Below are 22,645 nucleotides of genomic sequence, written 5' to 3'. Positions count from 1 at the left end.
TCCATTCGTAATTCGGTTAAGAGTTATTTAGAATTTCCTTCTACTCGATAAGTCATCCACAATCCGTTATGTTCCATTTGTTCGACTCTTATCAATTCAAAATGAACGGGGAAGGTTTCTTTGGAACTTGAACCCTTCTCAAAGATGGTCCAAGCCGGAGAGCTTGCCTCTGCAAAAGGAACGAATACGAGACTTAACTCATCGATCAAACTTTCATTCAGGAAAGAACCATTTAATAAACCCCCGCCTTCAAGCAGTAATCGATCGATGGAGAACAATGCTTTCAATTTTTTTACAACCGTCACAACGTTCAGCTCTTTCGTTCCACCAAAGATATAAGAGATGCCCAATTCCTGTAGATATGCGAGATAAGCATCGGGCACTTGTTCAGTCAGCACCTCAATAATGTGATCCTTTTTTCTGTTGCCATTCTCTTCGGATATATAGTTATGGGTCCAAGCCAATTTGCCGTGTGGATCTACGGCGATGGCATAAGTTCCAATGTCTTGCTGCGCAACATAATCCGTTCGAGGAATCGGGGACTGCTTCTCTTGATTGGGTGGAGGAATATATTCATGTGCAAAATGTTCTTGCATCGTGACTCGTCCGCACATCCAAGCATTACACTCGTAGCGGTCATGGATACGTTCATACTCTTTAATGAAGTAGGTTGACCGATCATCTTCCAGAAAATCGCCGATAATTTTGCCATCTATTGAACTAAGCATATGACAAATCGTATAGGGTCTGTCCATCGTAGCATCTCCTTTCGACATGAATGGATTGCAAGGGGGAAAAGTGAATATTATTCATTACTGTAGTATTACTTTGATGTGTAATTCAAATTTACATTAATACAATAATGAACATCTATCTATTATTATATAAGAGAGAATCGTATAATCAATTGTTAGATTCATTAAATTTGTTCATTAATAAACATAGAGGTGTGGATTGTAAATAAACGTCAAGATAGTATGAACAAAAAACGCTTTTGGGAGTTGCCTTGTATTTCAACTTGTTTCGTCTCACTTAATTTATGTTGCAAACTCTACAAAATTAGAGTAGATTAAGAACATAATTAATGTTGTATTTGCAACAAAAAAACTGAAGTGTTTTCAAATAAGTAATTGATTCATAGAAGGAGAGATACATCAGAATGACCGTGGAAATTAGAGCATGCAGTCCCGAGGATTTACTAAAACTACAAGAAATAAGTATAGAAACATTCAACGATACATTCAAAGATCAGAATTCCCCTGACAATATGAGAGCCTATCTGGAAAGAGCATTTAACGCTAAACAGTTGGAAGATGAACTGTCTAATAGCTGCTCAGACATCTTTTTCGTCTACTACAATGAGGAACTTGCCGGGTATCTAAAGGTGAACAGAGAGGGCGCCCAATCCGAACAAATGAGTGATGCTTCACTAGAAATTGAGAGAATTTATATCAGGAAAAAATTCCAAAAGCATGGACTGGGCAAATATCTGCTAAATAAAGCCATGGAGACCGCATTGGAGCACAAAAAGAAGGAAGTCTGGCTTGGCGTATGGGAAAAGAATGACAATGCCATTGCTTTTTACAAGAAGAGGGGGTTTGTTCAGACTGGCTCACACTCTTTTTACATGGGGGACGAGGAACAAATCGATTTTATCATGGTCAAGACACTCTAGTAATCGTACCGATCCTAAAAAATGTACAGATTGTTTAAACGTTGCTTACTATTAGATATGGTCAATGCATGTGAATGGTCGTATATTAATACTATGTGGGCCATGTGCATGAACACAGATCCACTATGTGTATTGATAACGATTCTACATAGAAGGACGGGGAAATATGGACTTTAAACCGCTTGCTTCATTTATTGATCGCATCACATCATGGAGAATTCCGTGGGCAGAGGTCCTTGTGATGCATCAAAATGATACCGTTTTCCGTTACCGGAATGGTTACGCTAATCTGGAGGAGCAAACGCCCATCGGCGATGGGGCGATCTTCAATCTCTACTCCATGACGAAAATTATGACCTGTGTGGCAGCGCTTCAACTTGTAGAGAGAGGGCAATTGCTGCTGAGCGATCCGTTATCTGACTATCTGCCGGAATATGCCGAGATGACGGTGAAGAAAACATTATCGAGCGGCGAGGTCAGATTGGAAAAAGCGACAAAGGCGATTACAGTGCGTGACTTGTTTACGATGACTGCCGGGTTCTCCTATGATGTTGGCTCGCCAAGCATTCAGGAAGCTGTGAAGAACACGAACGGAACATTACCGACAAGAGAATTTGCGAAAGCGCTCGCCAAGGAACCACTTCTGTTTGAGCCAGGTACGCATTGGAACTATAGCATGTGTCACGATGTGCTCGGAGCCTTGGTGGAGGTTGTGAGTGGCAGACGCTTTGGTACGTATCTGCAAGAGGAAATTACCGGACCGCTAGGTATGAACGATACGGCATTCGATCTGAACGATGAACAGCAGACCCGTCTGATTCCCCAGTATGCTTACAATGATGAGCTTGAAAAAGCCGTACGCATGGACGGAAACGGATTCCGGGTAGGCACGGATTTGGAGAGCGGCGGTGCCGGGTTGTTGTCCACCGTTAGCGATTATGCACTGTTCCTGAACGCTCTGACTGGACGCGGGACCAGTCCGCAAGGCGTGCGCATTCTGTCACATGCTTCAATTGAGCTGATGCGCACAGACCATCTGAACGATCTGACCCGTGATGATTACTCCTGGGATCATATGGGAGGGTATAGTTATGGACTGGGTGTGCGCACGCATATCTCCAAAGCGGGCAGCGGTTCGTTAAGCCCACTTGGTGAATTTGGATGGAGTGGTGCTGCCGGCTGCATGGCCATCATTGATCCGGATTCTGAACTCACGGTCATGTATGCGCAGCATCTGCTGAACAATCAGGAGCCTTATGTTCATCGCCGCTTGCGTAATGTCGTTTACTCCTGTTTGTAATGCGGGAGTGGATTCTGACGAGGCATTTGCTTAATTCAACGACTTGATGTTGAGTATTCGTACAATTGGAAACAAACAGGGACGCGAGCAATGTCGCGCCCCTGTTATTATTTTTTCCTTTTCTTTTTGAACTAAGGTTCCAGGGTATTTGAGAACTTTCGAGAGGTTACGCGATTAACCATATAAATACCGATGGATACAAAGAGCAATGCAATTAGGTTTTTGAATTCCAAAATCGTTTCTCCCAAAAACAAAGCCGATAGCAATGCACCAAAGACAGGGATAAGGAAGTTATACACAGATACTTTCCCCACTTTGTTGTATTTCAGAAGTAGATTCCATAAGCAGAATGCAGCTGATGAAAGTAAAACTAAATAAATCAAGATACCCGTTGATTCGAGTGTAAAATGTGTAACCCGGCCGCCAAGCAGGAGTCCCAGTATGGTGAGTGCCAGTCCGCCGACAAACAAGCTAACTCCAGTAATAACGAGGACGTCGATGGAGCCTGTCAAGTGCTTTGCATAGATGGCCGTAATGGAAAAAATAAGAGCCGCCATAATAACGAAACCTTCACCTGTGAGAGAGAAGGAGAATTCCAGCAGATTGGAGTGGAAATTCACAATAATTACGCCAATAAATCCTAGCAAACAGCCGACTATTTTATTTTTGCTCAGTTTATCATTTTTATATAAAAAATGAGCTAGAACAACACTGAAAAAGGTCGTTGTCGCATTCATAATCGAACCTTTGACACCTGTCGTATTGGCTACACCCACATAAAAAAACATATACTGCAGACCCGTTTGGAACATGCCAAGCAATATTAAGCTTGAAAATTGTCGTCCAGACAGTTCAAATTTCCGTTTACTAATGACACGAAACAGGAATAGAAGCAGTAATCCTGCTAAAATAAATCGATAACCCGCAAATACAAATTTGGATGGAATATCTTCTGCCAAGATATCAAAAGCACTATATCCAAGCTTAATAAACGGGTAGGCACTCCCCCATAACAAGCAACATAAACTTGCAACTAGTGTCACAAATAAAGGATCACTAAACTTGTTCGGGTTCTCCAATGCTTTTATTTCATTCACTTTCAATCTTCTCCTCGCATGATATGTAAATGTGTACGGGCTGATCGCACCTCACTGACCATATCACAAACTGCGAGTAGCTGTAACAAAAAAATGAAATCCCGTTTCATAACAAGACTAAGAGATATAATTAACGTTGTGAAAAATGATTGAGGGGACGAGAGTTACCCCTTTGTCTACGATCGCTGAGGATTGACTGAACTGAGTTGACTCGCCATTTAATGATACGGATATCACTTTCTCTTCTGCATGAACGGAGGAAAGCCCTGAGGTAAGTAAACATAAGGACAGAATTGAAGCCGTAATTTTTTTCATTTGTATGTAAGCTCCTTATTGTGAATTGATAAAGCGTGAGGATTATTTTAGGACAGCGCGATAATGCCGTTGAAGTTTAGATAATAACTGCCGTTCCGCTGACTGCGACCATGAGCATACCTTGACGAACAACTTCGTAGTTCAGATCCACACCGATTACGGCATTGGCTCCCATCTGTGCGGCTTGCTCGGTCATCTCTTCAAAGGCAGCATCTCTTGCTTCTCTTAGCTTGTTCTCATAGGTACGAGAACGACCGCCTACAAGATCTCTAAATGAAGCGAGAAAGTCTCTCCCGACATTGGCAGCGATGATGACCTCACCGGTTACAACGCCGATATACTGTCTAACCGGGGAACCTTCAATTACTGCTGTTGTTGTAATAATCAAATGTTTTCCTCCTAAAATAAAATAGATTTGTCGCGAATCAGATTTCTCATTTCCTATGCTAACAGCGTTACTGAAACAGAGCCTAAACGAGTTGCTGAACAATCGTTTAAGTTTGCCCAAGCCGTTTAGGTTCTGTTAATGTGAGTATGCTACTATGAAATGGGTGAAAACGATGACCAATCAAACGGATATTAAAATTGCAATTGTCGACGACGAACCCTCGATTGTCACCATGCTGCAAATGGTGCTTCGCAGGGCAGGGTTTCATCAGCTGTACGATGCTTCCACCTGTGCGGAAGCTCTCGATCTGGTACAGCGCGTTGCCCCGGATATTGTCCTGCTCGACATCACGCTCCCGGACGGGAGTGGTCTGGAGCTTTGTTCCAAGCTCCGTGAATACGGAAATCCGCATATTTTGTTTCTGACGGCTAAGGCATCCGATCTCGATGTGCTGAGAGGATTCGCCATGGGCGGGGACGATTATATTACCAAGCCCTTCAATCCTTTGGAGGTAGCTGCAAGAATTCAGGCGCGCATACGCCGTTTAGAGCCTGAAGCTCCATCTGTGAGTCAGGTGAAACGCCCTGAACCAGGGGTTTACCGATTCGGACGCTTCACCGTGAATGAGGCGGAGGGCGAGTTAATCGTGGAGGGACAACCTGTCCCTTGTCCTGCACAGGTTTTCCATCTGCTACTGCATTTCTGCAAGTTCCCGGGAGTCGTATTTTCCAAAACACAGCTCTATGATCAGGTGTGGGGGATCAACGGACAGGGAGATGACTCGACGGTAATGGTACATATTCGGCGCATACGAGAGAAGATCGAGATCGATCCAGGAAATCCAAAGCTGCTGCTGACCGTACGCGGGCTCGGCTACAAGCTGTTAAAGGAGTTTCAGGAGCAATGAAGATACAACAGCGTATGACATTTCACTTCACGTATCAATTGATCTTTTATGCCCTGATCATTCTGGCGATTACTCTCATTGCTTGTATTATATTCTTTCAAAACACGACCAATAGTGAGTTGCGCCGGAACTTTCCGGTGGGTGCCTTACAACTGATTGCTCAAGAAGCTTCTTCAAAAGACGGGACCATTCAAATCTCCCCCAAGTGGGATAAGCTCATTGAGGAAAAAGGAATGTGGATGCAGGTTGTAAATGCCGAAGGAGGGGTCATTTACGAAGTAAATACAAATTCATATGATGGGCTGTCGCCATCGTACTCTATCGCCCAACTGCTCGATATTCAGGAGACACGGACACTTGGGACGTATGCTGTTCAAACTCATCTGAACTTTGCTTTTAATGTGCCGGTTCTGTACATCCTTGGCTACCAAAATTCTGACCTTGATCAGCTCAAGGCCTGGTTCGACGAATACGGGCAGCAAGGCATGGTATCTAGCGAAAAGCTTTCCTTTCTGGATCAGCGACTGCGTGAAACCGGCAGTTATCTCCAGGTAATCAATTCCACGGGTCATACCGAACAAGCCATCGGTGATGGAACGTATTTACAGAAGGGGTACCGTCCACTGGACATTCTGGCAATCCAGCAATCGCCCAGCAACTATGATACCAATATAGTCGCCCATCGGGACCAGCGTAGTGGAATGACCTGGATTCTTTATACGCCCAATCCAGCGGGTGGCCCTTTGAAACATCCAGCGATGGATACGGCAACGCGCAGACTTATGTGGTTTGCAGGTCTAGCTCTTCTCTTGGCAGTACCCTTATCGATTTGGCATGGCTACCGTTACGGTCAGCCGCTGATTTTGTTCGCAGGCTGGTTCGAACGTATGGGGCGGGGGCAGTACGATCAGGTACTTACCGCCAAGGACAAACGCAAGATATTCCGCTCCAATGGCACGATGCGAAACCGATACAGGCTCTATAAGGAAGTCATTGAATCCTTCTACCAAATGGCTGATCAATTGGCTCAAACCGAGAAGGAGCGCGAGCGGCTGGAGAAAGATCAAAGAGAATGGATGTCAGGAATTTCACATGATCTGCGCACACCTCTGTCCACCATTCAAGGGTATGGATATATGCTGGAGAGTTTACCGGAACAATGGAGCCGAGAAGAGATGCGTACCATGGGGGCGACGATCCGGGAAAAAGGGGATTATATGCTTGAGCTGATCTCTGACTTTTCCATGATTCATCAGCTTAAGCAGGGCGATTCGATTATGGAGATTCGGAAAATCGATTTGGTTGAACTGGTGCGCTGCTCCGTGCTGAAGTATGTCAATGACGCTACGCTGTCTGAATACCAGTTTCACTATGTTGGGGAGGAGCGTCCCTTGTGGGTACAGGCTGATGAAACCTGGCTGCTGCGGTTAATGGATAACTTGCTGTCCAACGCCGTGAAGCATAACCCGCCAGGCGTTAACGTCACCGTCTCCATCGGCAGAATGAACAATAAGGCATGTATACGCGTATTTGATAATGGGAAAGGGATGGATGAGGAAACGCTGCAGCATTTGTTCAATCGTTATTATCGGGGAACAAATACAGAGGAATCGACGGCAGGTTCTGGACTAGGGATGAGTATCGCCAAAACGATCGTGGAAGCACACGGCGGAGAAATTCATGTACAATCCAAAGTGCGGCAAGGTACGAAAATTGAGATCTTGTTACCCTGTTGAAATGTTTACTGTCTTAAAAAGGCGATTACTGAAAAAAAGCAGCCCAACCTCATTTGAGGGCAGGTTGCTTTTTCTGTTGGCTTCAACATCTGTGGTACATAACATGTTCACGACAGTGATCTGGTTGAGGAGAGCCATGTTTCTATAGGGATTAATATTATTTGAATCAAAAAAGAACCTGGGTAATTATCCCAAGTTCTTCGATATTGTATATAAACAAACACAATGATATAATCAGATTACATTTCTTTTGACATCGAAGACATAAATATCTTATCTTATATTTAAATCTTATCATGGCGGTAAACTCTTTGTCAAATGTTTTTTTCTCAATTTATTAGTTAGGGGAGATTCGGAATGAGTTCTTTGGTTATCGGGTTTCATGAAATGGAAAAATTGCAGCTTGCACTCGTTGGTGGAAAAGGATTAAATCTAGCGAAGTTATCAAAGATTGAAGGAATTTACGTCCCTGAAGGATTTTGTGTTACAACCGTTGGATATCAGAAAGCCATTGAACAAAATGAAATGTATCATGCTTTACTGGATCAATTAACCTTGTTGAAAGTAGAAGAACGAGAGCAAATTGGTGAAATCAGCAGGAAGATCAGGGAACTTATTCTGGGCGCAGACATTCCAGTCGATGTTGAAAAAGAAGTTGCTCATTATCTCTCCACATTTGGAGAGGGCCGTGCGTATGCAGTGCGTTCCAGTGCGACCGCTGAAGATTTACCACATGCCTCTTTTGCGGGTCAACAAGACACCTACTTAAATATCATTGGGAAAGAATCAATTATGCATCATATCAGCAAATGTTGGGCTTCCCTGTTTACCGATCGCGCGGTAATTTACCGTATGCAAAATGGATTTGACCATGGTCAGGTTTATTTGTCCGTTATCATTCAAAAGATGATCTTCCCAACGGCTTCAGGGATTTTATTTACGGCTGATCCGATCACATCCAACCGGAAACTGCTTTCTATCGACGCCAGTTTTGGACTTGGTGAGGCGCTGGTGTCCGGCTTGGTATCTGCTGATTGTTATAAAGTACGGGAAGGTGAAATTGTCGATAAGAGGATAGCCGTCAAAACGTTGGGTATCTATGGACGGAAAGAAGGTGGAACGTATACACATCAGATCGATCCCGTGCTGCAAAAGACGCAAACACTTAACGATCAACAAATTTTAGAACTGGCACGGATAGGAAGACAGATCGAAGCTCATTTTGGTTTCCCGCAAGATATTGAATGGTGTTTGGCGGATGATATGTTTTATATTGTCCAAAGTCGGCCAATCACAACGTTATACCCGATCCCTGAAGCGAGTGACCAAGAAAATCATGTGTACCTATCTGTGGGTCATCAACAAATGATGACTGATCCCATGAAACCGCTGGGCTTATCTTTCTTTCTATTAACGACTCCGGCACCCATGCGTATAGCTGGTGGAAGATTGTTTGTTGATATTACGCCTAGGCTAGCTTCGCCTGTCATGAGAGAAAACTTCATAAATACCATGGGACAATCCGATCCGCTCCTTAAGGACGCACTTACAACTGTAATCGAGCGCGGGAATTTCATAAAATCGTTACCTGTTGATCAGCCAGCACCAACTCCGCGTAATCACCATAAACAGAGCGTATCTGATGGTTTTCAAGCACATATTGAAAATGAATCGACTATCGTCTCTGATTTGATTAAGAGCAATCAAGCCTCAGTAGAAGAGCTAAAACGTAACATCCAAAACAAGTCTGGATTGGATTTGTTTGATTTTATCCTTGAAGATCTGCAAGAATTGAAGAGATTTCTATCTGACCCACGAAGTTCAAATGTATTTATGACTGCCATGAATGCTTCAGCATGGATCAATGAAAACATGAAAGAGTGGTTGGGTGAGAAAAATGCAGCAGATACGCTGTCTCAATCTGTACCTAACAATATCACTTCGGAAATGGGTCTGGCATTACTGGATGTTGCAGATGTGATTCGTCCGTATCCTGAAGTCATTGCTTATTTACAGCAAGTGAAAGAGGATGACTTTATGGATGAACTGGTTAAGGTTGAGGGTGGACAGGAAACAAGGGAAGCGATCCAGGATTATCTGGACAAATACGGAATGCGATGTGCCGGAGAAATCGATCTGACCAGAACCCGTTGGATTGAAAAACCCATTACACTTGTACCGTTGATTCTGGGTAACATCAGAAACTTTAAGCCTAATGCAAGCAAACGAAAATTTGAGCAGGGACGACAGGAAGCATTGAAGAAAGAACAGGAAATATTGGATCGATTGAAGCTATTGCCTGATGGTGAACAAAAAGCCAAGGAAACGAAACGAATGATTGACCTAGTTCGCAACTTCATCGGTTATCGGGAATATCCCAAATACGGCATGATCAATCGTTACTTCGTATATAAACAGGCTTTATTGAAAGAAGCCGAACGACTTGCACAAGCCGGTGTTATTGCCGAAAAAGAGGATATATACCTTCTCACTTTTGAAGAACTTCGTGAAGTTGTACGCACCAATAAACTGGATGAGAAGATCATTACCCAACGGAAAGACGATTATAAAATCTATGAAAAGCTAACTCCACCTCGCGTGCTCACGTCTGATGGTGAAATCATTACAGGTCAGTATAAACGTGAAAATATGTCAGCCGAAGCCATTGTCGGCCTGCCTGTTTCTTCCGGAGTGATAGAGGGCCGTGCACGTGTCATCTTCAATATTGAAGATGCGGATCTGGAAGATGGAGATATACTAGTGACTCCCTATACTGATCCGAGCTGGACACCATTATTTGTTTCTATAAAAGGCCTAGTTACCGAAGTGGGTGGACTGATGACCCATGGAGCTGTGATTGCGCGTGAATATGGCTTGCCAGCCATTGTCGGAGTGGAGAAGGCAACTCATCGAATAAAAGATGGGCAGCGAATTCGGGTACATGGAACAGAAGGATATATCGAAATATTGTAAATGATACACGAATTGAGATTGTACAGCAGTGATCGCGCATCAGACCTGATGTGCGATCGCTTTTGTTTTCAAAGTCAACAACGGAAACGAATTGTACAAATTCAGTTGCTAATCAGAGCACTTAATTCTGCCTGAAAAACCTTCTCATTATTTTGATTAAAAGTAGTGAGCAGCACGGTAACAATTCCACCCCTGCTTCTTCTTGGAGCCAATTCAATCACTTCGGATAGAACATTGATTTCATCATCTGGAAACACAGGTTTGATAAACTTTATGTTATTCATGCCGGTTCCTGCGATAACATCTTCTCCATATATCCCGAGTTCCACCCAAAGTTTGAAGGACGTGCTCATCGTCTGCATACCCGAAGCAATGAGGCTGCCGAAGCGTCCTTCTTTGGCTTTTGCCTCATCTATATGCATATATTGAGGGTCATATATTTTTGCAAAATCAATAATATCTTTCTTTGACAATTGAATAGACTCTGTTCTATAGGTCTCGCCTATAACATACTCGTTAAATTTCAATGATGTACACCTCCAATATCTACTCTAATGGATAAGTTGAATTCAAGGCAAGTAGTCATTTTATGAAGATGCTAGGGCATAATAAAGCAAGTGTAATTAGGTCTCTTTCTGGTGACTTGGATAAATTTCCAGTAACAAAAGGATTGTCAAACTTAATAAAATATGATATTTTCATATCTGTAACCGGTTACACACATAGGAGTGAACGTTCATGACAACAATAAAAGATGTAGCTAAATTTGCTGGCGTTTCAGTTGCCACTGTATCAAGGGTCATTAATGAAAGAGGTTATGTTCATGCGGACACTCGTAAGAAAGTGGAGGAGGCGGTCAAGCAGCTTAACTTCTCTCCCAATGAGGTGGCCCGCTCTTTATACAAGCGTAAGTCCAAATTGATTGGCCTGCTGTTACCCGATATTGCAAACCCTTACTTTCCGCAGCTTGCACGCGGCGTAGAGGACCGGATGCAGGAGCAGGATTTCAGATTGATTTTCGGAAATAGTGATGAGGATGAACAGAAGGAAAAGGATTACATCCAGACTTTTATCCAGAATAATGTAGTCGGCGTAATCTCTTCAACGAATTACCCTCATTCTTCAATATATGAGAACTTGAAAATTCCCGTGGTGTTTCTTGACAGAACACCTCTGGACAGTCCCTCCGTATTTGCGGATGGCAGAGAGGGTGGACGTCTGGCTGCACGGGAGATTATCAAGCGTGGAAGTCGCCGAATTACGGTTATGCAGGGGCCGGCACATATCAAACCTGCACAGGATCGTTTTGAAGGCGCAATCGAGAGCATACGTCAAGCTGGTCTGGATTACCGCGTAATCCAAACGACATCCTTTTCCTTTAACGATGTTGGCTTATGGGCGGATGAGCTTTTTAGCAAGTACGGCGATACAGACGGAGTCATTGCAAGTAATGACATCGCAGCTATGGCGGTACTGCACGAGGCATTGCGAATCGGTAAAAAAGTTCCGGAGGATATGCAAATTATCGGCTTCGACGATATCCCGATGAGCAGCCTGCTATCACCAGCATTGTCGACCATTCGCCAACCGGCCTATGAGATGGGAAGGGAAGCAGCCGGTTTGCTTATCAAACTGGTGGAACAAGCTCCAATCGAAAACAAACACATACAGCTCCCGGTCAGTTTCATTGAACGGGGCACAACAAGAAAGGTGAATTCAGATGGCTAAAATATGCGTAATTGGCAGCAGCTCCATGGATTTAGTTGTTACTTCTGCAAGGCGGCCGGGGGCGGGTGAAACCGTCCTTGGCGACAGCTTCAAAACAGTTCCTGGCGGCAAAGGAGCAAATCAGGCAGTTGCTGCCGCAAGGCTGGGGGCCGATGTTTCCATGATCGGCCGGGTGGGTGATGATGCTTTTGGTACAGCCATTTTAAATAATTTCAAAGCAAATGGTGTAAATACGCAGAATGTGAAACCGGTTACACATATGGAGAGCGGTACGGCTCATATCGTGCTGGCTGAAGGTGATAATAGTATTGTGGTTGTTGAAGCGGCAAATCGAGAAGTTACACCGGCTTATGTCGATGAAGCGGCAGAAGTGATCCAACGTGCAGATATTGTACTGATTCAGCAGGAAATTCCGGAGGAAACCGTTGTTCGTGTCAGCGAGATTTGCGCCCAAAGCGGAACGCCCCTGTTGTTGAATCCTGCACCTGCAAGGAAAGTACCGGATGAGGTCATTGACAAAGCTGCTTATATCACGCCGAACGAGCATGAGGCCGAGATATTGTTTCAGGGCATGACTCCGGCAGAAGCGCTGCGCAAATATCCAAACAAATTGTTTATTACGGAGGGCAGCAACGGAGTTAGATATTTTGACGGCGAACAGGAAATCGTTGTACCTACTTATAAGGTGGAACCAGTGGATACAACCGGAGCGGGTGATACGTTTAACGCCGCATTTGCGGTGGCTTTGGCTGAAGGCAAACCGCTACAAGACAGCATTAGATTCGCCAACCGGGCTGCATCGCTATCCGTGACCAAGTTTGGGGCACAAGGAGGCATGCCGACACGGGGTGAAGTGGAGGAAAGCCTGAAATGAAGAAGCTGGGAATATTGAACAGTCACATTTCGAAGGTGTTGTCTGATTTGGGTCACACGGACATGATTGTCATCGCGGATGCTGGCCTTCCGGTTCCAGAAGGGGTCCCCAAAATCGATTTGTCCTTGAAACTGGGAACACCGAGTTTTCAAGAGATCGTGGAGCTTATTGCGGACGATATGGTCGTTGAGAAAGTGATTTTGGCAACAGAAATCAAGGCAGGGAATCCAGAAGCTATGCAGTTTATTACCGAGAAATTTGGCGATGAAGCCATTGACGTTTCCATTAATCATGAACAATTCAAGGCGTTGACCCGGAATGCCAAAGTGGTCATTCGTACGGGCGAAGCTACGCCGTATGCCAATTGCATTTTACAATCGGGCGTCATTTTCGGTTAAAAGGGGGACGGTATCATGCATATTCAGATGCAAGACATATATAAAGCTTTTGGCACCAACCAAGTGCTAAGCGGGGTGGATTTCGAACTAAAGGAAGGCGAGGTTCATGCCCTGATGGGAGAGAACGGGGCTGGAAAATCCACGCTAATGAACATTTTGATCGGTCTTCATGGGCGGGATCAGGGAACCATCTCCATTGACGGCAAAGAAACCTATTTTGCCAATCCGAAGGAAGCTGAGAAGATGGGGCTTGCTTTTATCCACCAAGAGTTAAACGTTTGGCCGGAAATGACGGTGCTTGATAATCTCTTCATAGGTAAGGAAATAACTTCGTCTTTTGGATTGCTGAATTCAAGACAAATGAAAGCGCTTGCCACTGAGCAGTTTGCCAAGCTTTCCGTACAGATTCCGCTGGATCGTCCTGCCGGGGAATGTTCTGTCGGTCAGCAGCAAATGATTGAAATTGCCAAGGCGCTGATGACCGACGCCAAAGTCATCATTATGGATGAGCCCACGGCGGCGCTTACGGAACGGGAGATTCAAAAGTTGTTCGGCGTGATCACTTCGCTTAAGAAAAACGGTGTTTCCATCGTATATATCTCGCACCGGATGGAGGAGATTTTCACCATTTGCGACCGGATTACGATCATGCGTGACGGCAAGACGGTAGACACCAAGGCGATCCCGGAGACCAGTTTTGACGAAGTGGTGCGGAAGATGGTCGGACGGGAACTTACGGAACGATATCCGGCACGCAATCCTTCGTATGGTGAAGTGGTCCTGGAAGTAAGGAACGCAAGCAGCAAAGGATTGTTCCAAAATATCAACTTTACGGTGAGAGCAGGCGAGATCCTCGGGTTCTCCGGGCTGATGGGTTCGGGACGGACAGAGATCATGCGGTCGATTTTCGGTTTGGAGCCTCTGGACGGTGGCGAAATTATGATTCGAGGCAAAAAGGCTCATATTCGGAAGCCTGCCGACGCGGTTAAACATGGAATTGGATTTATTACTGAAGACCGGAAGGATGAAGGTTTGGTATTAGATTTCTCCATTCGTGAGAATATGGCCTTACCTAATCTGTTCAGCTTCTCAAGTAAGGGGTTCATCTCGACCCAGAAAGAACAGGAATTCGTCGATACGCTCATCAAACGTTTGCAAATTAAGACACAATCATCCGAAACAGCGGTACGAAACCTGTCAGGGGGCAACCAACAGAAGGTGGTTATCGCCAAATGGGTCGGCATTGGCCCAAGTGTGCTCATCCTGGATGAGCCGACACGCGGTGTGGATGTTGGAGCCAAGCGAGAGATTTATCAGTTGATGAACGAGCTGACTGACCGCGGAGTTGCCATCATTATGGTATCTTCCGAGCTGCCTGAAGTGCTTGGCATGAGCGATCGAATCGCGGTTGTGCATGAGGGACGCATTAGTGGTGAACTGGCAAAAGAAGAGGCAACACAGGAAAACATTATGACATTGGCTACAGGGGGACAATGATATGACAACTTTGCAGGAAAACCAACCCGCCAAAAGCGGTTTCCGCTTGACGAATCTAACACAGAAATTAGGTCCGTTGCTTGGACTGATCATTCTGATTATCATCGTATCGGTATTAAATCCAAGCTTTTTGGAACCGCTTAACATATTAAATCTATTGCGTCAGGTTTCGATTAACGCGCTGATTGCCTTTGGCATGACATTTGTCATTCTGACAGGCGGCATCGACTTGTCGGTGGGCTCCATTCTGGCTTTATCTAGCGCCTTTGTAGCCAATATGATGCTATCTGGCCTGGATCCGATTCTGTCGATCATTATCGGGGTTGCGCTCGGCGGTGTCATGGGTATGGTGAACGGACTCATGATAACAAAAGGCAAGATGGCTCCATTTATTGCTACATTGGCTACGATGACGGTGTTCCGTGGATTGACGCTGGTATATACGAACGGTAATCCGATTACCGGATTGGGCGATAGCCTGCTGTTCCAACTGTTCGGTCGTGGTTATATGCTAGGCATACCGGTTCCAGCAATCACAATGCTCATTACTTTCGTAATTCTGTGGACGATTTTGCACAAAACTTCTTTCGGCCGTAAAACGTACGCGCTTGGTGGCAATGAGAAAGCGTCTATTATCTCAGGTATTAAAGTGCATCGTGTGAAAATCATGATTTACTCCCTGGTAGGTATGCTGTCAGCGCTGGCAGGCGCGATCCTGACTTCCCGTCTGAATTCTGCGCAGCCAACGGCAGGTACTTCATATGAACTGGACGCCATTGCAGCTGTTGTTCTGGGTGGAACAAGCCTATCAGGTGGTAGAGGACGGATCGTCGGTACATTGATTGGGGTCCTGATTATCGGCGTGTTGAACAATGGTTTGAACCTGCTCGGAGTGAACTCGTTTTATCAAATGGTTGTAAAAGGTGTCGTTATTGCCATCGCTGTCCTGCTGGACCGCAAGAAAACGGCTTAAGGAGAGAAGCGAACATGAAAAAACTAACCATATTGCTTGTAAGCGTAATGATGATCGTTCTGGCAGGATGCTCTCTGGAGCCTCCGGGTTGGGCTAAGCCCGACTCTGCCGGAAGCAATGGACAGAAAAAAATCGGCCTGTCAGTTTCCACGTTGAATAATCCCTTCTTTGTTTCCCTCAAGGACGGAGTCGTTGCGGAAGCCAAAAAACAAGGAATTCAGGTCATCGTGGTTGATGCTCAAAATGATTCAGCCAAACAAACCAATGATGTGGACGACCTGATTCAACAGGGCGTGGATGCTCTGCTGATTAACCCTGCGGATTCCGCGGCAATCTCAACGGCTGTTCAATCGGCCAATAGCGTGGGTATTCCAGTAATTACATTGGACCGTTCCGCAGACAAAGGCGACGTGGCAGCATTGGTCGCATCCGATAACGTCAAAGGTGGACAAATGGCGGCGGAATATTTCGTAAAACAGCTTGGCGAGGGAGCAAAAGTGATTGAACTTGAGGGTGTACCCGGAGCTTCAGCAACAAGAGAGCGGGGGAAAGGTTTCCACGAGATTGCTGACCAAAAACTTAATGTGGTTGCGAAGCAGTCTGCCGATTTTGATCGCTCCAAAGGTTTGAATGTAATGGAGAATCTGCTGCAGGGTAATCCTGACGTGCAGGCTGTATTTGCCCATAACGACGAGATGGCATTGGGGGCGATCGAAGCGATCCAAAGCTCTGGTAAAGACATTCCCGTGATTGGATTTGACGGCAATGATGATGCGATCAAATCCATTAAGGACGGAAAGTTGACAGCAACAGTCGCTCAGCAGCCAGTACTGATTGGCCAGCTGGCGGTGCAAGCTGCTCTGGATGTACTGGGCGGCAAGCAGGTAGAAAAATCAATTCCTGCTGAATTGAAGCTGTTGACCAAGGAAAACGCAAACGATTAATTCAACAAGTACGTCCCGTTCTGGACAAAATGTCTAGGGCGGGATTTTTAATTTATCCATCTGCTACGGTGAAAAAGACAGTTAACATTGAAACCTGCGGTAGTTTTTGCCCAGTATAATATTGATTACATCTCGTCAGGAATGTAAATTAGTTGTATGCATGAGAAAAGGAGAGGTTAGCACTACATGGAAAATGTATCAGAGGAAGAACAAGTGCAATCCATCCAAGCTTTCCAATCGACCATACGCAAATCCGAAAACGCCTTGACTAATTTGACTCAGAAAGGGAATAACACTACTTTATTAAAGAAACGACTTAACGCCTTATACGTCGGTTTGGCTATGCTGGAAATGGCCTGGAATCAAAAAGCTCATCAGTTCACCAACGAAGAGTTAGCAGGAGCTCGAAATGTTCTGATTGGATTATTCCCATCACTTGAGAACAGTTATAATAAGTCCAAAGCGGGCAGCCCTCAAAAGACGCTTTTAAGAAGAAGAATCAAGGCATTCGAATTAGCTGTTCAATCCATGGATGACGTTGTGAAAAAATAAATCTTCTTTTGCGCATCTCATCCCTGTAATCTATGCACTTGTTCATTTTCAGTTTGCCGATGGTTCACTTCAATGTATAATGATTATTCGAGGTGATGAGGATGGCAAGATCCAAAGAATTTGAAGTTAATGAAGTATTAGATAAAGCCATACAATTGTTCTGGGCCCAAGGATATGAGAAAACTTCAATGCAGGATCTGGTTGGGTTTATGGGCATTCACCGCAGAAGTATCTATGATACATTTGGGGATAAGCATGCACTCTTTATGAAAGCTCTTGAACGATATGAAACGAAGCAGACCAACAAAATGAGCTTTCTGATTGATACACAAAAACCAATCAAAGAGATCATTCGAGCATTGTTTGAGTCAACAATAAGAAATGAAGGACAACCTTTAGGGTGTTTTCTTGTAAACTCAGGCGTAGAACTGGGCGTATTGGATCCTGAAGTTGCATCTTTGGTTAATGAGAGTTACTTGCGAACAGAGGAATTCTTGAGAAACCTTGTTCTGGAAGGCCAGCAAAAGGGTGAAATCAAGGCTGACATTGATCCTGTAGTTATTTCTCATTATTTGATGAATGCATGGGTGGGCATACGTACGTTGGTTAAGACCACTACGGATCAGCAAAAATTAACAAATATTATGGATATGACATTATCCGTTTTAGATTGAAAGTGGAGTTATAGCTTGGATGGCAAAGAGGGAGTTGTCTCCACAAAGGCTGATTTGTTTTAGTGATACAGGTTCTTATTCTGTTAACGTTATAAAGAACTTGTATCGCATGTCTGGCAAAACTTATTAGTTCCCTGTTCAAACATCATTATATAGTAGTCAGAAAATAATTCTTTACTGTTCGTTCTAGAAATGCTATTCTAAATAGCAAGTTAGATCTAACTTTTTTTTGCAATATCAAGAACGATCGTTCTAAAATTATTTTGAAAGCTTATCTATATAAAATACATGTTGATAAGGAGAAAATAGGATGAAATATACTGTTATTACGGGTGCAAGTTCAGGGATTGGATATGAGACAGCATTGGCATTTGCTGCACGTGGCAAAAACTTAATCCTGGTCGCTAGAAGAGTGGACAAATTAGAAGAACTCAAATCAGCAATTCAGAATATTGATGCTACAGTAGATGTTATTGTTCATACAAGTGATCTTTCGGATACAAGACAGGCATACACACTTTATAACACGCTTAAGAAATACCAAATTGAGACTTGGATTAACAATGCGGGGCTCGGTGAAGGTTCTTTTGTAGCAGAACAGAATTTGGAGAAAGTTGAAACGATGCTGCGTGTGAACATTGAGTCCCTAACGATCCTTTCCACACTGTATGTGCGAGATTACGCAGACGTAGAGGGAACTCAGTTAATTAACGTTGCATCCGCACTTGGATATGCCATCGCTGTTGGGAGTGTTGCGTATTCGGCATCGAAATATTACGTGAGTGCCTTCACAGAAGGGCTTGCCAAAGAACTTGAAATAAAAGGGGCAAAATTAAAAGCAAAAGTACTGGCTCCAGCAATTACGGAAACGGAATTCGTGAAGAAATCATTAGACACAGAAGAATTTGATTACAAAGCAAACATGTCTAAATACCACACTGCCAAAGAAATGGCAGGCTTCATGTTAGATCTATATGATAACAACGAAGTCGTAGGGATTGTAGACCTGAACTACAATTTCAATCTGAGAAGCCCAATCTATCCCATCATTTCAGAGCTGCATTAATTTAATATTTCATCAAACATGGCGTACAAATTACATTGTGCGCCATGTTTTTATCTGATCCTTTCAATTTTTAGATAACCCACAGAAAACAACGATTATTGATTGATTTTTTCCAGCGATGTGTACCAGTTGTTCACCTCTTCAGTGATCTTATCGCCACCTAGCTTGTGCCATCTAGCGACGACGAGATCGAAGCTTGACAACGGCTCCTGCCCGTATACGATTTTGAGCATCGCGTCATGCAGTAACTCGTCAAGGGCGTCACCGATCTTTTCCATCGTAGGCGTAGGTGCACCTGTGAAGGCATCTGTTTTGTAGACGGAGGGATTGCTTTCAACGATTTGCCAGCCCTTCAGCTCTTGAGGTGTACGGAGCAGCTTGTTTTTAATGTCATATGAGGTCTGATCGGATACACCGCTGTTGATGCGAGCAATCGATTCACTGAGCAGGTTAGGGACAGAGGGGAGAGATAGGCTTAAGAGATACTTCTGGGGGTCTGCAAAACCGCCCGGAACCTGGCTTTCCAGAAATGTCACCTTGCCATCCTCATAGCCGTAGTCGTAGCCTTCAGCGATACCCCAGCGATACGGTGAGCCAGCAGGAGGATCAATGAAGTTGTCATAAACAAAGTTCATATAGTTGAAAAAAATCTCGGGATTCGCCATATCTGCGTTGATAGCAATTGCCCCATACTCTGGTGGTGTGCCACGCGTACCAGATAAGCCGCTCGGCCCGACGGGGATCGGGTATGCCTCGAACCGGGCGTCCGGTACTTTCGCAGTTACGTTCCCTAGCGGCCATCCGGCCGCCCACGGCGGCGCCACAATCATGCCTGTCTTGCCAAGCTTCCATGATTCCGTCGCTTGGACCTCATCGAGAATCTCAGCATCCTTTGGTATGTAGCCTCGCTCCATCCAGCGTTTTAACGTCGTTAGACCTTGCCGAACACTTGGTTGGACCGAACCGTAAGACAGCATCCCGTCCGGGTCTGTGCTCCAGATATCCGGCATCTCCCCATAAGCCCCAAATACAAATCCCGCATCCGACATCCAGGTGAAAAACGAATTTTTCAAGCTGATGCTAAGTCCATAGGTGTCGTCTTTACCATTGCCGTCCGGGTCTAGATGAACGAACGCATCCATGACGGACTCCATCTCTTTGAGGGTGGTGGGCGCCTTCAGACCAAGCTTATCAAGCCAATCCTGACGAATGTACAATACCTCGTTCGAATTCATCTTGCCGTCGAGGATTGGTATCGCCATTTTTTTGCCGTTGATCATGTACCGCTCCCACGACTCGGGTGCCTGCGCCATGGCTGCCTTCCACGTGGGTGAGGCATACTGCTCGAACAACTCTCCTACGTCCCTGAAGGCACCGGAGCGCAGCAGCGGATACATATTTTGTCCACCCTTGAATGTGACGATGTCGGGAAGGGACTGACCGGTCGCGATCAAGGTGTTCAGTTTATTGATGTAGACATCCTCATCACCAGTCGTCGTCCAGAGGTAATTGACCTTGATGCCAAGCTTGTCCTCAAACAGTCGGCTCAGTACGTTGTTTTGCAGATCCTCACCGTTTTTGAACTCGATGTCCGGGTACAGATGCCCAACGGTCGTCAAGACGACGGGAGACTCATATTTTCCACCGATGAACGAAGGGGCAGGCCTGACAGAAGTGTTTTCTTTCTTCAGTAGTTGGGAGGGTGCCGTTGGATCTTCCCAAAAGATAAACGAGAAAATCATAACGACTAGAAACAAGATGATCGCGAGGCCAAACAGACCTGTCTGCCTCAACCATTTCCAGATTAACATATCTCTGTTACCTCCTGTTCACGGACCACTTTCCAGCGCAACGTCACCTGAAGTCCACCCAGTTCTCCATTAGCCAGCTCCATATCGGCCTCTGAGCCGAGCATCGCTCTCATCCGCTCATATACATTGTGAAGCGCCCACGCAGTATTGGCGTCCGCGCCGTAGTAGATTGCATTACGAAGCGTGTCGAGTCGACCGGGCTCGACACCACAGCCGTTATCCGCCACAATAAGCTCACAATATTCACCGTTGGAATAGCCACGAATTCGGATGTCACCAACCATGCGCAGCGCCTCAATGCCGTGCAGAATGGCATTTTCCGCGAGCGGTTGTAGAAGCAGTCGCGGCACCTGTATATCGAGGAGCTGCTCTTCGACATCAATGGTGAAAACGAAGCGGTCCATCTGAAGGCTCTGGATCGTCAGGTATAACCGGACGAGCTCAAGCTCATCCCGCACCGTTGTATACGTGTTCTCGAACTTGATCGTTTGCCGGAAATAACGGCTTAAGCTTATAGACATGTCAATGACGGCCTGCTTCTCATCAAGCTCGGTCATACTCTTGATAAATGCAAGCGAGTTGTACAGGAAGTGCGGCTGGATCTGGGATTGGAGCTGCCGAAGCTTTGCTTCTTTGGAGCGTATCTGTTCCATGTAAACCCTTTCAATTAATTCTTTGATCTCTTTGGACATTTCGTTGAAGCGCTCAAACAAATACATGAATTCGTCATTGCTCTCTTGGTGGAGCTTGATGGAATATTGACCGGATGTGATTTTCCTCACGCCCCAGAGCAGTTTACGTATCGGAATCTGCACGTCCCGGTATAACAGCAGGGCGAGCAGGATACTGAACAGAAGTAGGAAAACGCTAGAGAAGTAGTAGAGACGCTGGTTGGCATAGATCGGATTGAGCACCTCACTGATCGGGGTATAGTCGGCGATGTACCAATCTTTAAAGTTACTCAGAGCAGTGAAATTAACGAGGTATTGCTCACCGTTCAGTTTAATAAGTCGGTTACCACTCAGTTCTTTACCAACTTCAAGTCGGCTTGTCAATTCACGGATGAAAGGAAGCTTCCCTGTGTCGCTTGCAAGCACATCCCCGGCCGTAGACAACAAGATTGTGCTGTTGTCGTTCGTTCCCTTGGCGCGGTCCAAGTAGGCGAGTACATTTTTGGTGTCGATCTTGGCCCTGACGACATAAGACACTTCCTCCGGATCAAAGCGGAAGGTGTACGGATGCGCCAAATAATACGTCAAATACGTGCCATCGCCCGTCTGCTCATACTGCCAGAACGGACGGAAGTGCGTCTCCAGGTACAGTTCGCTTAACTTTGACGAAGAGGACGTGGAGGAGAAAGATGAACTATCCTCATCGTAAATCACCATAAATTCGGCGTTCCAGTTGTTCAGGGCATGCAACAGGTTCAACTTGTCCGATACCCGCAGTTTCAACTTGTTCAGCTCAAAATCTCCTTCCAGAAAGGAAGGAGTCGCAAGCAGTCGCACATCTTTGTCGAGTACGAGAAAATCGCTAAAGGACGAAACTTTGGACAGATTGTTGTCGATGTCTCCGGCCAGGAAAGTAAGCTCATTCAATTTCACTCTTTGAATTTCCTGCTTGATGAGCCGCACGCTGGAGCGATTGGTCAGGTAGTACAGAAGCAGGGTAGAGACGAGCAGTAGAAAGATGACAAGTACAATTTTTGTGAAAATGGTTAGTTTCATTATAATGTCC

20 protein-coding genes are annotated in these 22,645 nt (G+C 45.1%); 14 read left to right on the top strand and 6 right to left on the bottom strand.

Annotated elements, in window-relative coordinates; all coding sequences use genetic code 11:
- Positions 1-23: 23 nt before the first annotated feature.
- Complete coding sequence (locus BUA17_RS08565) at positions 24-755, bottom strand: dihydrofolate reductase family protein (RefSeq protein ID WP_072733244.1); 732 nt, start codon at positions 753-755, stop codon at positions 24-26.
- A gap of 404 nt (positions 756-1,159) precedes the next feature.
- Here BUA17_RS08565 and BUA17_RS08560 point away from each other — a divergent pair, with 404 nt between their 5' ends.
- Together BUA17_RS08560 and BUA17_RS08555 are read left to right on the top strand one after the other, a co-directional pair.
- Positions 1,160-1,675, top strand: coding sequence for a spermidine/spermine N(1)-acetyltransferase (locus BUA17_RS08560; protein ID WP_072733243.1), 516 nt, complete (start codon positions 1,160-1,162; stop codon positions 1,673-1,675).
- Positions 1,676-1,841: 166 nt separating this feature from the next.
- Positions 1,842-2,975 carry a serine hydrolase domain-containing protein gene (locus tag BUA17_RS08555; RefSeq protein WP_072733242.1) on the top strand — a complete coding sequence of 378 codons (1,134 nt, stop codon included), beginning with the start codon at positions 1,842-1,844 and terminating at the stop codon, positions 2,973-2,975.
- Between the two features lie 131 nt (positions 2,976-3,106).
- Here BUA17_RS08555 and BUA17_RS08550 read toward each other — a convergent pair whose 3' ends face one another.
- Both BUA17_RS08550 and BUA17_RS08545 read right to left on the bottom strand, forming a co-directional pair.
- Positions 3,107-4,072, bottom strand: a complete 966-nt coding sequence (locus tag BUA17_RS08550; RefSeq protein WP_197521381.1) for a DMT family transporter — start codon at positions 4,070-4,072, stop codon at positions 3,107-3,109.
- A 391-nt stretch (positions 4,073-4,463) separates the two neighbouring features.
- A complete protein-coding gene (locus BUA17_RS08545) occupies positions 4,464-4,775 on the bottom strand; it encodes a YbjQ family protein (protein ID WP_072733241.1) in 312 nt (103 codons plus the stop codon).
- Between the two features lie 154 nt (positions 4,776-4,929).
- On the opposite strand from BUA17_RS08545, the gene BUA17_RS08540 reads away from it, so the two are divergent.
- The 3 genes from BUA17_RS08540 to ppsA all read left to right on the top strand — a co-directional run bounded on the left by BUA17_RS08540 (position 4,930) and on the right by ppsA (position 10,391).
- On the top strand, positions 4,930-5,682 hold the full coding sequence (locus BUA17_RS08540) for a response regulator transcription factor (protein ID WP_244552098.1): 753 nt from the start codon (positions 4,930-4,932) through the stop codon (positions 5,680-5,682).
- The gene (locus tag BUA17_RS08535; RefSeq protein ID WP_072733240.1) at positions 5,679-7,418 is read left to right on the top strand and encodes a HAMP domain-containing sensor histidine kinase; all 1,740 of its coding nucleotides are present in this window, start codon (positions 5,679-5,681) and stop codon (positions 7,416-7,418) included. Before BUA17_RS08540 ends, BUA17_RS08535 begins: the two co-directional genes overlap by 4 nt.
- Before the next feature lie 357 nt (positions 7,419-7,775).
- A complete protein-coding gene (gene ppsA, locus BUA17_RS08530; protein WP_072733239.1) occupies positions 7,776-10,391 on the top strand; it encodes a phosphoenolpyruvate synthase in 2,616 nt (871 codons plus the stop codon).
- A 101-nt stretch (positions 10,392-10,492) separates the two neighbouring features.
- On the opposite strand, the gene BUA17_RS08525 is transcribed toward ppsA, so the two are convergent.
- Positions 10,493-10,918, bottom strand: a complete 426-nt coding sequence (locus tag BUA17_RS08525) for a MaoC family dehydratase (RefSeq protein ID WP_063562754.1) — start codon at positions 10,916-10,918, stop codon at positions 10,493-10,495.
- 211 nt (positions 10,919-11,129) lie between these two features.
- Here BUA17_RS08525 and BUA17_RS08520 point away from each other — a divergent pair, with 211 nt between their 5' ends.
- The 9 genes from BUA17_RS08520 to BUA17_RS08480 all read left to right on the top strand — a co-directional run bounded on the left by BUA17_RS08520 (position 11,130) and on the right by BUA17_RS08480 (position 19,097).
- Complete coding sequence (locus BUA17_RS08520; protein WP_072733238.1) at positions 11,130-12,119, top strand: LacI family DNA-binding transcriptional regulator; 990 nt, start codon at positions 11,130-11,132, stop codon at positions 12,117-12,119.
- Entirely contained in the window at positions 12,112-12,993 is an 882-nt protein-coding gene (gene rbsK / locus BUA17_RS08515; RefSeq protein ID WP_072733237.1) for a ribokinase, read from the top strand. The genes BUA17_RS08520 and rbsK overlap by 8 nt, the downstream gene beginning before the upstream one ends.
- The gene (gene rbsD, locus BUA17_RS08510; protein ID WP_072733236.1) at positions 12,990-13,391 is read left to right on the top strand and encodes a D-ribose pyranase; all 402 of its coding nucleotides are present in this window, start codon (positions 12,990-12,992) and stop codon (positions 13,389-13,391) included. Before rbsK ends, rbsD begins: the two co-directional genes overlap by 4 nt.
- 15 nt (positions 13,392-13,406) lie before the next feature.
- Positions 13,407-14,888: a sugar ABC transporter ATP-binding protein gene (locus BUA17_RS08505; protein ID WP_072733235.1), complete on the top strand. Its 1,482-nt coding sequence runs from the start codon at positions 13,407-13,409 to the stop codon at positions 14,886-14,888.
- A gap of 1 nt (position 14,889) precedes the next feature.
- A complete protein-coding gene (gene rbsC / locus BUA17_RS08500) occupies positions 14,890-15,861 on the top strand; it encodes an ABC transporter permease subunit (protein ID WP_063562749.1) in 972 nt (323 codons plus the stop codon).
- Between the two features lie 14 nt (positions 15,862-15,875).
- The gene (gene rbsB / locus BUA17_RS08495; RefSeq protein WP_063562748.1) at positions 15,876-16,805 is read left to right on the top strand and encodes a ribose ABC transporter substrate-binding protein RbsB; all 930 of its coding nucleotides are present in this window, start codon (positions 15,876-15,878) and stop codon (positions 16,803-16,805) included.
- A gap of 186 nt (positions 16,806-16,991) precedes the next feature.
- Positions 16,992-17,357 carry a hypothetical protein gene (locus tag BUA17_RS08490; RefSeq protein WP_072733234.1) on the top strand — a complete coding sequence of 122 codons (366 nt, stop codon included), beginning with the start codon at positions 16,992-16,994 and terminating at the stop codon, positions 17,355-17,357.
- A gap of 101 nt (positions 17,358-17,458) precedes the next feature.
- Positions 17,459-18,031 (top strand): TetR/AcrR family transcriptional regulator, encoded by a 573-nt coding sequence (locus BUA17_RS08485; protein WP_063562746.1) that lies wholly within the window; start codon positions 17,459-17,461, stop codon positions 18,029-18,031.
- A gap of 310 nt (positions 18,032-18,341) precedes the next feature.
- Complete coding sequence (locus BUA17_RS08480) at positions 18,342-19,097, top strand: SDR family NAD(P)-dependent oxidoreductase (protein WP_072733233.1); 756 nt, start codon at positions 18,342-18,344, stop codon at positions 19,095-19,097.
- Positions 19,098-19,192: 95 nt separating this feature from the next.
- On the opposite strand, the gene BUA17_RS08475 is transcribed toward BUA17_RS08480, so the two are convergent.
- Together BUA17_RS08475 and BUA17_RS08470 are read right to left on the bottom strand one after the other, a co-directional pair.
- Positions 19,193-20,908 carry an extracellular solute-binding protein gene (locus BUA17_RS08475; RefSeq protein WP_083584622.1) on the bottom strand — a complete coding sequence of 572 codons (1,716 nt, stop codon included), beginning with the start codon at positions 20,906-20,908 and terminating at the stop codon, positions 19,193-19,195.
- A complete protein-coding gene (locus BUA17_RS08470) occupies positions 20,902-22,635 on the bottom strand; it encodes a sensor histidine kinase (protein ID WP_063562744.1) in 1,734 nt (577 codons plus the stop codon). Before BUA17_RS08470 ends, BUA17_RS08475 begins: the two co-directional genes overlap by 7 nt.
- Positions 22,636-22,645: the final 10 nt, after the last annotated feature.

Source organism: Paenibacillus sp. ov031 (assembly GCF_900143165.1).
Taxonomy (GTDB): domain Bacteria; phylum Bacillota; class Bacilli; order Paenibacillales; family Paenibacillaceae; genus Paenibacillus; species Paenibacillus marchantiae.
This window is presented reverse-complemented; position numbering and strand designations above follow the sequence as displayed.